Origin of the sequence: Streptomyces albipurpureus, assembly GCF_023701525.1 — a bacterium.
Classification (GTDB): Bacteria; Actinomycetota; Actinomycetes; order Streptomycetales; family Streptomycetaceae; genus Streptomyces; species Streptomyces albipurpureus.
Genome location: NZ_JAMQAW010000052.1, coordinates 51466 through 64477, shown reverse-complemented (window position 1 = coordinate 64477; position 13012 = coordinate 51466). Strand labels below are relative to the sequence as shown.

Below are 13012 nucleotides of genomic sequence, written 5' to 3'. Positions count from 1 at the left end.
CGCCCAGAACTACTACGAGCTGGCAGAATCAAAGAGAGTCGTTCATACGGCACGGCGAAATCGGCGACATCGGCTGCATCCGCGTAGTCGGCGAAACCGGGGTACGTCGCATTCCGCCGGCCGATCTGAACCCTCCCGACCGACCAGCCGCGCAGAACCAGTACTGAAGGTGCCATGCCGCCCACGCTCGCCTCCCTCGTCCAACACTCGGCGCTCAAGCTCACCGTGCGCGCCGGCGAGGAGCGGCTTGACACCCCCGTGCGCTGGGCCCATGTCAGCGAGCTGGCCGACCCCGTCCCCTATCTCGAAGGCGGCGAGCTACTGCTCGTCACCGCGATGACCCTGGACGCCCAGGACCGCGACGCCATGAGCCGCTATGTCCGCAGGCTCTCCGCCGCGGGCGTCGTCGGTTTGGGCTTCGCCGTCGGCGTCTTCTACGAGGACATCCCCGACGCCCTCCTCGACGCCGCCCAGGACGAGGGCTTCCCGCTGCTCGCCGTACCCCGCCGCACCCCCTTCCTCGCCATCAGCAAAGCGGTCTCGGCCGCCATCGCCGCCGATCAGTACCGGGCGGTCACCGCCGGATTCGAGGTCCAGCGTGAACTGACCCGGGCCGCGCTCTCCGACGGCCCGAGCGCCGTCATCGCCCGACTCGCCGCCCATGTGCACGGCTGGGCCGCGCTCTACGACGCGTCGGGCGCCGTCGTCGCAGCGTCCCCCGACTGGGCCGCCCGGCGCGCCGCCCGGCTCACCGGCGATGTGGAGCGGCTGCGCGAGCGTTCCGCACCGGCGAGCGCCGTCGCCGGCGACACCGGCGACGATCGGGTCGAACTCCAGTCGCTGGGCAGCGGGCGCCGGGTCCGTGGGGCGCTCGCCGTCGGCACCGGCGCCCCACTCGGCACCGCCGAACGCTATGCCGTGCACTCCGCCATCGCCCTGCTCACCCTCACCACCGAACGCTCCCGCGCGCTCCAGCAGGCCGAACAACGCCTGGGCGCCGCCGTCCTGAGCATGCTGCTCTCGGGCGAACCCGACCATGCCCGGGCCGTCGCCGGCGACCTCTACGGCACCCTCCTCGACGCCCCCTTCCGGCTGCTGCTCGCCGAACCCCTCTTCCCCGCCGACGACGGCGGCCCGCAACTCCAGGCCCTGGCCGAGTCACTGGAAGCCGCGGCCTCACGGGCGGGGCAGACACTGATCGCGGTACCGGACACCGACGGTCGACTGGCGGTGCTGGCCGCCGACGGAGGAGCGGTGGTCGCCGACTGCCTCGCGGTGTACGCCCCGCAGGAAGCCGACGAAGCCGGGGTGGTGATCGGCCTCTCCGCGCCGACCGGCCCCATCGCCGTCGCCGGTGCGTACAAACAGTGCGAACAGGCACTCTCCGTCGCCCGTCGACGCGGCCGCGCCCTCGTCGAGCACGAAGACCTGGCGGCCGGTTCCGTCGTTCCGCTGCTCGCCGACGACGCCGTACGGGCCTTCGCCGATGGGATGCTGCGCCCGCTCTACGAGCACGACGCGACGGGCCGGGGCGATCTGGTGGCCTCGCTCAGAGCCTGGCTGTCACGCCACGGCCAGTGGGACGCCGCCGCCGCCGACCTCGGGGTACACCGTCACACCCTGCGCTATCGGATGCGCCGGGTGGAGGAGATCCTGGGCCGCTCACTGGACGATCCGGATGCGCGGATGGAGCTGTGGCTCGCCCTGAAGACCACGGCAGGCCCCGCCGGACAGTGAACTGACCCGGACAGTGAACTGACCCGGACAGTGAACCAACCCCGGTCAGTGAACCAACACAGAAGATCTCTGAACCAGCGCAGAAGATCCTTCCGTCCTACTGCCCGAAGTCGGGCAAAAGCCTTGGCAGGCCGCCGCCGTACTCCCTAAAGTCTCGTCGACGCAGCGGAGGGGAGTCGCCCGGACCGCCGTCTGGGGACTTCAGAAGGACTGATGAGAGAACGCGCTGACACCGGCCTGCCCGCCGCCGACTCCACCGCACCCGTCGCACCCGTCGCACCCGTAGAGGGTCTGGCACTCGCGCCGCCGACTCGCCCCCGTCGGCGAATATCCAGTGCGGTCTGGGCCGCGCTCGCCATTGTGTACGTCGTCTGGGGCTCGACCTATCTGGGCATCGCCGTCGTGGTCGAGACCATGCCGCCGTTCCTCTCGGCCGGAGCCCGCTTCATCCTCGCGGGCCTGATCCTCGCCGCCCTGGTCGCCTGGCGCCAGGGCCTGGCCGCACTACGGCTGACCCGGGCCCAACTGGCCTCGGTCACCCTGGTCGGTCTGCTGCTACTGCTCGGCGGCAACGGTCTGATCGTCCTGGCCGAGACCGCCGTCCCCTCCGGCCTGGCAGCGCTCCTGGTGGCGGTCGTACCGGCCTGGGTGGTGCTGCTGCGTCTGCTGGCCGGTGAACGCCCCGGCATCGGCGCGTACGGCGGTGTGCTGCTGGGCTTGGTGGGCCTGGCCGTGCTCACCCTGCCGGGCCTCAGCGGTGACGTACAGCTCTGGGGCGTCCTCGTGGTGATCGCGGCAACCCTCTGCTGGTCGGTGGGCTCCTTCTCCTCCTCCCGCATCCCGATCCCCGCCAACCCGTACACCGCGAGCGCCTACGAGATGTTCGCGGGCGGCATCGGCTGTGCGCTGGTCGGTTTCGGCAGGGGCGAGCAGCGGGGCTTCGTACTGAGCGAGGTCTCCACCGGCTCCTGGATCGCCCTGGCCTATCTGCTGGTGTTCGGCTCGCTGGTGGCGTTCACCGCCTACGCCTGGCTGCTCCACAGAGCTCCGCTCTCCCTGGTGGCGACCTACGCCTATGTCAATCCGGTGGTGGCGGTGCTGCTGGGGTCGTTGTTTCTCCAGGAGGAGCTGAGCTGGCCGATCGCGGTGGGCGGTGCGGTGGTCGTGGCAGGCGTCTGTCTGATCGTGAGCACCGAACGCCGCGGCTGACCCCCTCACCAGCAGGCACCGGGAGTACCACTCACCGACGCGCCAAAGCGGCAGGAACCCCTCGACGATCACTCCACCCCGGATAAACCAACAATTCGCCTCCCGGCCCTACCGTGGGGCGGGCACCGCCTCACTCATACGCACTCCACCTCGGAAGGGCCGGGACATGACCTCCACCCACGCCTTCTGGCTCGCCGGCCGTGCGGCCACTGGCGAGACCACCTTTGATGTCACCAACTCGTGGGACGGTCGTCTCGTCGGCCGGGTCTCGGTGCCCACCGAGGCCCAGGTCGAGGAAGCTGTCGCCGCCGCCTACGCCGTACGCGAGGAGTTCGCGGCCACCCCGGCCCATGTGCGCGCCACCGCGCTCGACCACGTGGCGAAGCGTCTCGCCGAGCGCAACGAGGAGATCGCCCAGCTGATCTCGGCCGAGAACGGCAAGCCCATCAAGTGGGCCCGCGGTGAGGTCGGCCGGGCCGTGTCCGTCTTCCGGCTCGCCGCAGAGGAGGCCCGCCGCTTCAACGGCGGCGAGGCCCAGCGCCTGGACACCGACGCCGGCGGCACCGGACGTCTCGCCCTGACCCGGCGCATCCCCAAGGGCGTCGTCCTCGGTATCGCGCCCTTCAACTTCCCGCTGAACCTGAGCGCCCACAAGGTGGCCCCCGCACTCGCCGTCGGCGCCCCGATCATCCTGAAGCCCGCCCCGGCCACCCCGATCTCCTCGCTGGTCCTCGGCGAACTGCTCGCGGAGACCGAGCTGCCGGCCGGCTCCTGGTCGGTGCTGCCGGTCCCGAACGACCGGATGCCCGCCCTGGTCCAGGACGAGCGGCTGCCCGTGATCTCCTTCACCGGCTCGGGTCCCGTCGGTTACGCGATCATGGACTCGGTACCGCGCAAGCACTGCACCCTGGAGCTCGGCGGCAACGGCGCCGCGGTCGTCCTCGCGGACTGGGCGTCCGACCAGGACCTGGACTGGGCCGCGACCCGCATCGCCACCTTCTCCAACTACCAGGGCGGCCAGTCCTGCATCTCGGTCCAGCGGGTGATCGCCGACGCCTCCGTCTACGACCGACTGCTCCCGAAGATCGTGGCCGCCGTGGAGGCCCAGGTCACCGGCGACCCCGCCGACGACGCCACCGACGTGGGCCCGCTGGTCAACGAGGACGCCGCCAAGCGCGTCGAGTCCTGGGTGAACGAGGCCGTACAGGCGGGCGCCCAACTCCTCACCGGCGGCAAGCGCGACAACGCCACCTACGCCCCCACCGTCCTCGCCGAGGTCCCCGCGGACACCACCATCTCCTGCGAGGAGGTCTTCGGACCGGTCCTCACGGTCAGCAAGGTGACCGGCGAGGCCGAGGCGTTCGCCGCCGTCAACGACTCCCCGTACGGCCTCCAGGCCGGAGTCTTCACCCACGACGTCCAGACCGCCTTCCGCGCCCACCGCGCGCTGGAGGTCGGCGGCGTGATCGTCGGCGATGTCCCGTCCTACCGCGCCGACCAGATGCCGTACGGCGGAGCCAAGCAGTCCGGCGTGGGCCGCGAGGGAGTCGCCTACGCGATGGACGACTACACCTATGAGCGGGTACTGGTCCTGACGGGCCTCGCCCTGTAGTTTCCCGCGAGTACAAACCAACGGCCGGAGCCCACACTGTGCGGGGGCTCCGGCCGTTTTCCTCTATGCGCGCCCGCCAGTAATGTGCGGGGGGTGAACAGCGCTTCCCATCCCTCAAGTGCCTTCCGCCTGATCGTCACTGGGGGAGGGACCGGCGGCCACACTTATCCGGCCTTGACTGCGATCCGGACGCTACAGGCCCGACTCGCGGCGAACGGCCGAGCGTTGGACGCGCTGTGGATCGGTACGCAGGACGGCCTGGAGGCACGAGTTGCCCCGGCCGAGGGCGTCGCGTTCGTCACGGTCGCGACGGGCAAGATCCGCCGTTCGGCGAATCCGCTCAAATTGGTGTCGCCGGCGAATGTGCGGGACATGGCGCGCGTGCCGCTCGGTGTGGCTCAGGCCCGGAGGATCATCGCTGGCTTCCAGCCGGATGTCGTACTCGCCACCGGCGGGTATGTCGCTGTTCCCGCCGGTCTGGCTGCCCGTATGTGCCGCCGCCCGCTGGTGTTGCACGAGCAGACCGTGCGCCTGGGCCTGGCCAACCGGAAACTCTCCGGCTCGGCGACGTACATCGCCCTCTCGTCCGAGTCGTCTCTGCCGCTCCTGCCCGAGTCGGTACGGGAGATGGCGGTGGTGACGGGCAATCCGATTCGCCCCGAGGTACTGGCCGGGCACGCGAGCAAAGCGATCGAGACGCTGGAGCTGCGCGGCTTCGACCGGAACGTGCCAACGGTGTACGTCACTGGGGGCGCCCAAGGGTCTCAGCAGATCAACGATGTTGTGCGGGATGCGCTCCCCTGGCTGTTGGAGCGTGCGAACGTGATCCACCAGTGCGGGCCGGCACATGTCGAAAGCCTGCGGAAGCAGGCCGCCGCACTTTCCCCCGCGTTGTCCCGCCGGTACCACCTGACCGGGTTCGTCGGCCCGGAGCTTCCTGACGTCCTGGCGCTGGCAGACGTCGTGATCTCGCGAAGCGGGGCGGGCACGCTGGCGGAGCTGACCGCCCTTGGCAAGCCCGCGGTGTTCATCCCGCTTGCCTCCTCGGCCGGGAACGAGCAGGCGCACAACGCCCGGCACCTGGAGGAGAGCGGCGCGGCCGTTGCTCTGCTGGGTGAGGTCACAGCCGACAGCTTGCGCGCAGCGGCCGGTCCGCTCCTGACGGACCCCGTGCGGCGTGTCGCCATGGCGGAGCGGGCCCGGGCACACGGACGGCCGGATGCGGCGGACAGGCTGGTGGACGTGATCTTGTCCGCCGCATCCGGCCATCCCACTGGGCCTGGACGGGCAGGCCGATAGGCCCTTGCCCGAAGCGCGCTACGTCGTGAACGGGCCATCAGTCCGTCGCCCAGACGTACCTCTGCCTGGACGCTGAGGATCGAGCAACGGGCAGGTGCTCGTTCCCGGCGAAACTCGACAGTACGGTCGAGGTCCCACTCACTCCGAACGCGGGAGTGCCCGACGCGCTCCCCACGCCCTCGGTTGGCCCCACGCGCCGGCTGGTGGGACCACATGTCCTGAGTGCCGTCCTCCTACGATGACCGGGAGTGGGGCCCGTATCTGCGGAAGGGAATCAAATGGCCCATACAGGTCATCACTTGGCGATGTATATGACGGCCGGGACCGTGCGGCTGCCTGCCACGATTCGCGGCGTCCGGGAAGCACTGCCAGAGGAGGAGCGCGCTGCGTTCACGGCTGAGATCGAGAACGCAGCGGCTGACGAGCTACGCACGGTGTTGGTCCGCTGGGCGATGAACATTCCCACCGAGCACGACGACGCTGAGCGGGCCCTGGTGGAACGGATTCGGTCCGGAGACCTGTCGGGCGTCACCTTCGCCGAGGATCTCGATGACGACGAGTACCGGAGCGCGGGATGAGCCGCTATCTCGTGGCGTACACCCCCTTGGCGTAGGCGTACTCCATTTACCTGGACGGCAGTTCGGCGGCCTGCTCCTGGCCTACTGGTTGCTGATGCTGGCAGTCACGAACCGGCCCGTCCTAGGCGGCTGCGACGATTCGCCGCACAGCTGTGATCCGCCCGGTGAGGCGAGGAATGACGAGAGAGGGTGTCTCGATCTCGGCAAGGGTCGCGGCAGCGCCTTCGCGCTCGCTGTTGAGCACCTGAAGCTCAGCCAACTGCACCTGGATGTAGGCCCTGCTGCGACGCAACGCGGGAGGGAGAAGGCCCAGCGCCTGGGTGGCAGCGGCTTCTGCGTGGTCGTAGGAGCCCAGCTCTCGCTGGGCATGTGCCGCGAGCCCTGACACTTCCGCCGCGTTGAGGAAGTTCAGCCAGACGGCTGGCGGGCCGCCGACGGGGACCCGGTCGTAGGCTTGCTCGGCGCGGAGCAGGGCTCGCGCTGTCTTCGACCGGTCGCGGTTGCGGGCGTGCCCGCACGCGAGTCGAGCGTGCAGGAGAGTGCAGATGTACGGGTCCTGCCGTGCGCGGCGATCGCTGAGGGCGGTCTCTACGATCTGGACCGCCTCGCGGTGACGACCTTCGAGCCGGGCTTGGATGGATAAGGCCGACCACGCGCGCGCAGCGGCAATCGAGTCACCGGCCACAAGAGCGCTTTGTAGGGAAGCGGAGTGCATCCGCGACGCCTGAACGATGTTGTCGCTGTCCCAGGCTCCCCATCCGGCTTTGCAGTACAGGCTGCTGATCGACTTGAGCAGTTCCTTTTCGACCCGGTCGCTGTAGGAGCAGCCATCGAGCGCGGCTCGTAGCCGCGTGATGTAGGCAACTGCGACTTCAACGAGAGGGCTGCCGCCGATGGCAAAGAACTCGGCTTCGAGCCGATCGATCCGCTCGTTCACGCGGCCTACATCGCCCATGGAGATGCGGCCCTGCTGTGGTGTTTCGTCGATTCCGAGGGTGGTAGCGAACGTTGCGGCTGTGGAAGCGGTGACGAACCGGCGACGCAACACTGGGTCCTCCTCCGATTCGAGCGGCGCGGGCGGTTTTGGCACCACGCTGCTCTTTCCTCTCGGCACAAAGCCGATCTCATGGGCTGGGCGCCCGAAAATGTGTTCCAGTGCGACAAGATAGCGCGCGTGCGGCCAGCGGACCTGGCCCGACAGCCAGCGTCGGATGTTCCGGTCCGTGCAAGGTTGAAGACCACCACCGCAGAAGAGAGCTGCTGTTTCATTGATCCTCTCGGCCAGGCTTTCTTGCGTATAGCCGAACTCCTGCATCAGAAGACTAAGTTGACGGTTCGCCGGACTGCTCATCGGATACCCCACTTGCCGCGAGTTGTACCGCTGACCGTAGCTATGACCCACCCGTCCGTTGGTCAAATTGTCCGCCTCCCCGGCGCGAAGTCGGTGCCTTCTGACCTGTGAGTGCATAACTCAGACCGGTTGACTTGAGGAGCACCACAGACGGGTGCCCGGGGAGAGCGGGACAGCTCCGGCGCCCGACTGACCATTCTGGGCAACAGACCGTCGTATGACCTCCGGATCTGAGCTGACCTGCGGCCCAGGAACCACCTCCTCTGAGCCATCTGAAACGCATGGGTGGCCGTTCGGATACGGACCGTGCCAGCAGAGAACATCACGTGGCACAAGCGCCACCAGCGCGTTCCCGACTGATGGAGAGACACCCTCATGTCGCCCTCAACGTCTCGTCAGACCACACTTACCGTCCGCGACGCTCCGTCCCCGCCGAAGGGCGCGCCCATCTTCTCTCTCTGCCTGCGCCCTAGTACTCGGCCTGGTCACCCCATGACGCCGGAGGACAGACAAAGGCCCGGTCAGATCCGCCGCCTCGGCCGTGCTCACGCGAGCCTGTGGGGCTTCTCATCCTTCGGTGATGCCGTCAGCCTGTGCCTCTCCGAGCTGGTCACGAACGCGTTCCTCCACGGGGAGGGCAACGTCGGGGTGCGCATGTGGTGTACGAACACCCAGATCCATATCGAGGTGAGTAGCAGCACGGGCCGCCAGCAGATGCCGTTATGCCCGCGTGAAGTAGATCTACTAGACGAGAGCGGTCGTGGGCTGATGCTGGTGGACGCCTACGCAGATAGCTGGGGGGTTGTTGAGGACGGCTCGCTTAACCGCACTTGGTGTGTCTTTGCGCTTGGAGGCGGTCGGTGACCTCCGGCCGGCTCGCGTATTGGGCCCAGGCCGTGGCCGAGGTGGAGTCGCCTGATTCTTCACCTCCTCGGGTCGTACTCGGCACGTTCGCGACCCCCTACGCGGGGCGGGCCATGCGGTGGTTGTGCGTCCAGGCGGTCCGGATCGCCAACGGGCTTGATCCTGACCCCGATGTGCCCTGGTCGGCCGCCTTGATCTGCGTAGCCATAGAGCCCCAACTCGCCCTTGATCTTGGTGATGCGCCGACCCAATTGCGGATGTGGGTCAACGACGAGCGCCGTCGATACAACGACTTCGAAAGGCTCAAGGCAGGCCAGCCGTTCACACTCGTTGCATCTGACTGGTCCGGCCGATATGTGCTGGGTTTGGTGCCCACGGTCCTCCCCGTCCGCGCTGACCAGAGCGCATTTGGTCCTCCGCGTGCACAGCCACCGAAACGTCGACCCGGATTCCTCTCACGGCGCTGAATGCGCCACCGCCAAATCTTGCGCTGAACAGTTAAGGAGAGCCGGTTGCGACGTCCTCAGGCGGCATATGGCGAGCTAGGGAAACGCCCCCTTGCCAAGAAGGCCGAGCGGATACGTCAGGCCCTGTGCGTAGCGGTCGTCGCCGGATGGATGACCGTGCTCGCGTACAGCGTGACCAGTCAATGAGTAGACGCCGATGTCCCTTTGCATTCCCGACGGGAACCTTATGACCCGACCAGACGCGCTCCGCCGAAATCGTCTCCTGGACACCATCGAGGTGGAGCGGATTCTCCGGGATCTTGGATTGACTCCCTCCTCGGCCGTCCGAGGCGGCATTTCCTATCGCACGCTGCCCGATGGGCTTGGTTGGTGCCAGGTGCTCTCCGCACCCGAAGAAGCGTGGCCGCCCGGTGCGACTCGATGTGTCGTCGTGCGCTGGTATCCCGATAGGACCTGGCGCCGAGACACTAGAACCGGTCTGACACCGACCGGTGCCGAAGAGCACTGGAAGGCGCGTACGAAATCGCTCTGCGAGTCCTTGCGGACGCTGGGATATCAGGCCGAGATCACCGGCCCGCAGAGGGTGCCCAGCCTCCATGCGAATGAAGACATCCTGGTGTGGCGCCAGGACCACGATGAGTTGTGGCCACCCCCGTGCGCGTGGGAGGGATCGGAGCCGGCTCGCCCGCACCTCGGCCAGCCCGCCTACGTATACCCGGAGCGTGATCCCTTGCGCATGGTGCAAGCGGTGCTCAGCCAGACGCAGAGCCAGTGGGCTCAGCCCCACGGGACCCTGATGGCGCAACAGGCACTGGCGGTCCTATGGCCTCCGTACGCCGAGTTGTGTGTCCGGGTCCTGTGGCGGCCAGCCCCCGCGTTTCTGCGTCATCCGGACGGCGCGGTCCCGGCAGCGGCGGGGGAGCACTGGCGAGGGGGGATCGACCGTGTGCGGCGGGGGCTGACCGCAGCCGGCTACCACGTACGTGAGCCTGAGCGAGAGAGGACACCGGCACTAGACGACTACGCCGGGTTCCTGGCGTGGCGTGGGCGTCGTCAGTAGAGGACGGGCCGCTACGTCGATGCGTTCCGTCTGCTCTCCCCGAACACCCTGGAGTACTCATGGGTGGGACGCACCGGGGACGGCTATCGCTACGACCACGCCCATGTATCCGCTCCGCTCAAGGATCGCGTGCGCAACTGCCAGCACGTGCACGAGCCCCGGATCGGACCCGATCGACTCACGGACCATTCGGCCCTGACCTTGGCGCTCGACCGCGACGCCACGGAGCCGCTGTCCGTGACCGACCCGGTCCGTGCCGTGCCTGCCCTTTTCTGACCCCCGCCAGCGAAGACAGAAGGAGACCGATATGGAAGCGAACACCACCTGGGCCCGGGTGGAGCTGTTGAAGGACTGGCTGGACAGGGAAGCCGTCGTGGCTGAGGCGGGAGACGTCAAGCTGCTGCGGGTGCTCAAGATCGGTGAGGAGTACGGCGAGGTCGCACAGGCCCTGCACGGCGCGTTGGGCGCCAATCCCCGTAAAGGATTCAGCCACACCTGGCAGGACGTGGAGAAGGAGCTGTGCGATGTCATCGTGACCAGCATGGTCGCGTTGGCCACCATCACCCCGGACGGGGAGAAGCTGCTCGATGACCGGCTTCGGCACCTGGTGGCCAGGAGCCTGCCGGGTTCCGCTGGCGAGGGATGACCAGCCTGGCACACCCGTGGTGCGGGTCCTGGCCGACCAGCTCCGGGACCGCTGGCGCCCACACCGCGAGGTGACGCGGAGGCCGATTCCCCACCCCTCCGCCCCACCATTCCCCCACCTGCTGCCCCCATATGGTGAGCGGTCCCGTAATCGGGTAATACGGACGAGTAGTACCGGTTGGTCGAGCGCCCCGCCCCGACCGGCGCCCCAACCCGACTCGCGGCGAGGTGGACCTCATGACCGCACCACTGGAGAAGGACCGCACCCCCAAGGTCACCGAGCGTGAGGCCCGGCAGGTCGCCGAGGCCGCGCGTGAGCAGGACTGGCACAAGCCGAGCTTCGCCAAGGAGCTGTTCCTGGGCCGGCTGCGGCTCGATCTGATCCATCCTCACCCTGTTCCCTCGGGTGAGGCCAGCCGGCGGGGCGAGGAGTTCCTCGCCAAGCTGCGCGAGTTCTGTGAGACCCGTATCGACGGCGCGCTCATCGACCGTGAGGCCCGTATCCCCGATGACGTCATCAACGGCCTCCGGGAGATCGGCGCCCTGGGGATGAAGATCGACACCAAGTACGGGGGGCTCGGTCTGACCCAGCTCTACTACAACCGGGCCCTGGCGCTCGTGGGCTCGGCCAGCCCCGCGATCGGCGCGCTGCTCTCCGCTCACCAGTCGATCGGCGTACCGCAGCCGCTGAAGACCTTCGGCACCGAGGAGCAGAAGGACACCTTCCTGCCGAGGCTCGCCCGTACCGATATCTCGGCCTTTCTGCTCACCGAGCCCGATGTCGGCTCCGACCCGGCCCGGCTCGCCACCACCGCGGTGCCGGACGGGGACTCGTACGTCCTCGACGGGGTCAAGCTCTGGACCACCAACGGTGTCGTCGCCAACCTCCTGGTGGTGATGGCCCGGGTGCCGAAGTCCGATGGGCACCCCGGGGGCATCACCGCCTTCGTGGTGGAGGCGGACAGCGAGGGCATCACGGTGGAGAACCGCAACGCCTTCATGGGGCTGCGCGGTCTGGAGAACGGTGTCACCCGCTTCCACCGGGTACGGGTCCCGGCCGCCAACCGCATCGGTCCCGAGGGGGCCGGGCTGAAGATCGCCCTCACCACCCTCAACACCGGCCGGCTGTCGCTGCCGGCGATGTGCGCCGCCGCGGGGAAGTGGTGTCTGAAGATCGCCCGCGAGTGGTCATCCGCCCGGGAGCAGTGGGGCAAGCCGGTCGCCCAGCACGAGGCGGTGGGCGCGAAGATCTCCTTCATCGCCGCCACCACCTTCGCCCTGGAAGCCGTCATCGACCTCGCCTCCCAGCTGGCCGACGAGGACCGCAACGACATCCGTATCGAGGCGGCCCTGGCCAAGCTGTACGGCTCCGAGATGGCCTGTCTGATGGCGGACGAGCTGGTCCAGATCCGCGGCGGCCGTGGCTTTGAGACCGCGGACTCGCTGGCCGCCCGCGGTGAGCGGGCGGTGCCGGCCGAGCAGATGCTGCGCGATCTGCGGATCAACCGCATCTTCGAGGGTTCCACCGAGATCATGCACCTGCTGATCGCACGCGAGGCGGTCGACGCCCACCTCAAGGTGGCGGGCGACCTCATCGATCCGGACAAGTCACTGGGCGACAAGGCCAGGGCCGGGGCCCAGGCGTCCGCCTTCTACGCCCGCTGGCTGCCCAAACTGGTGGTGGGAGCGGGCCAGAGCCCCCGGTCGTACGGCGAGTTCCACCCCCGTGGCTACCCCGATCTGGCCGTGCATCTGCGCTACGCCGAACGCTCCGCCCGTAAGCTCGCCCGCTCGACCTTCCTCGCCATGTCCCGCTGGCAGGGCCGGATGGAGACCAAACAGGGTTTCCTGGGCCGGATCGTCGACATCGGCGCCGAACTGTTCGCGATCAGCGCGGCCTGTGTACGGGCGGAGATGCTGCGCGGCTCCGGTGAGCACGGCCGTGAGGCGTACCAGCTCGCGGACGCGTTCTGCCGGCAGTCCCGGGTGCGGATCGAGGAGTTGTTCACCCGGCTGTGGTCCAACACCGACGACATCGATCGCCGCGTGGTCGACGGGGTGCTCGCGGGACGGTACGAGTGGCTGGAGGAAGGCATCGTCGACCCCAGCGGTGAAGGCCCCTGGATCGCGGACGCCAGCCCCGGCCCCTCCCAGCGGGAGAACGTCCACCGGCCCATCCCCTGACCCGGT

At 68.4% G+C, this 13012-nt stretch carries 11 protein-coding genes; 10 read left to right on the top strand and 1 reads right to left on the bottom strand.

What is annotated here, in order from left to right:
• Positions 1 to 174: 174 nt before the first annotated feature.
• The 5 genes from NBG84_RS32310 to NBG84_RS32290 all read left to right on the top strand — a co-directional run bounded on the left by NBG84_RS32310 (position 175) and on the right by NBG84_RS32290 (position 6435).
• Positions 175 to 1737, top strand: coding sequence for a PucR family transcriptional regulator (locus tag NBG84_RS32310; RefSeq protein ID WP_250923240.1), 1563 nt, complete (start codon positions 175 to 177; stop codon positions 1735 to 1737).
• Positions 1738 to 1950: 213 nt separating this feature from the next.
• Positions 1951 to 2946, top strand: coding sequence for an EamA family transporter (locus tag NBG84_RS32305; RefSeq protein WP_250923239.1), 996 nt, complete (start codon positions 1951 to 1953; stop codon positions 2944 to 2946).
• 166 nt (positions 2947 to 3112) lie between these two features.
• A complete protein-coding gene (locus NBG84_RS32300; protein WP_250923238.1) occupies positions 3113 to 4558 on the top strand; it encodes an aldehyde dehydrogenase family protein in 1446 nt (481 codons plus the stop codon).
• Positions 4559 to 4651: 93 nt separating this feature from the next.
• Positions 4652 to 5857 carry a UDP-N-acetylglucosamine--N-acetylmuramyl-(pentapeptide) pyrophosphoryl-undecaprenol N-acetylglucosamine transferase gene (locus tag NBG84_RS32295; protein ID WP_250923237.1) on the top strand — a complete coding sequence of 402 codons (1206 nt, stop codon included), beginning with the start codon at positions 4652 to 4654 and terminating at the stop codon, positions 5855 to 5857.
• A gap of 278 nt (positions 5858 to 6135) precedes the next feature.
• The gene (locus NBG84_RS32290) at positions 6136 to 6435 is read left to right on the top strand and encodes a hypothetical protein (protein WP_250923236.1); all 300 of its coding nucleotides are present in this window, start codon (positions 6136 to 6138) and stop codon (positions 6433 to 6435) included.
• 121 nt (positions 6436 to 6556) lie between these two features.
• Here the strand turns inward: NBG84_RS32290 and NBG84_RS32285 are convergent, their stop codons facing one another.
• Positions 6557 to 7786: an NsdA family TPR-like regulatory protein gene (locus NBG84_RS32285; protein ID WP_486679382.1), complete on the bottom strand. Its 1230-nt coding sequence runs from the start codon at positions 7784 to 7786 to the stop codon at positions 6557 to 6559.
• A gap of 375 nt (positions 7787 to 8161) precedes the next feature.
• On the opposite strand from NBG84_RS32285, the gene NBG84_RS41655 reads away from it, so the two are divergent.
• From NBG84_RS41655 to NBG84_RS32265, 5 genes are all read left to right on the top strand, one after another.
• The gene (locus NBG84_RS41655; RefSeq protein ID WP_425608738.1) at positions 8162 to 8650 is read left to right on the top strand and encodes an ATP-binding protein; all 489 of its coding nucleotides are present in this window, start codon (positions 8162 to 8164) and stop codon (positions 8648 to 8650) included.
• A 512-nt stretch (positions 8651 to 9162) separates the two neighbouring features.
• Complete coding sequence (locus NBG84_RS32280; RefSeq protein WP_250923234.1) at positions 9163 to 9303, top strand: hypothetical protein; 141 nt, start codon at positions 9163 to 9165, stop codon at positions 9301 to 9303.
• Positions 9304 to 10240: 937 nt separating this feature from the next.
• Positions 10241 to 10453, top strand: coding sequence for a hypothetical protein (locus NBG84_RS32275; protein WP_250923233.1), 213 nt, complete (start codon positions 10241 to 10243; stop codon positions 10451 to 10453).
• 31 nt (positions 10454 to 10484) lie between these two features.
• The gene (locus tag NBG84_RS32270) at positions 10485 to 10823 is read left to right on the top strand and encodes a MazG-like family protein (protein ID WP_250923232.1); all 339 of its coding nucleotides are present in this window, start codon (positions 10485 to 10487) and stop codon (positions 10821 to 10823) included.
• A 236-nt stretch (positions 10824 to 11059) separates the two neighbouring features.
• Positions 11060 to 13006, top strand: a complete 1947-nt coding sequence (locus NBG84_RS32265; protein ID WP_250923231.1) for an acyl-CoA dehydrogenase family protein — start codon at positions 11060 to 11062, stop codon at positions 13004 to 13006.
• Positions 13007 to 13012 lie beyond the last annotated feature (6 nt).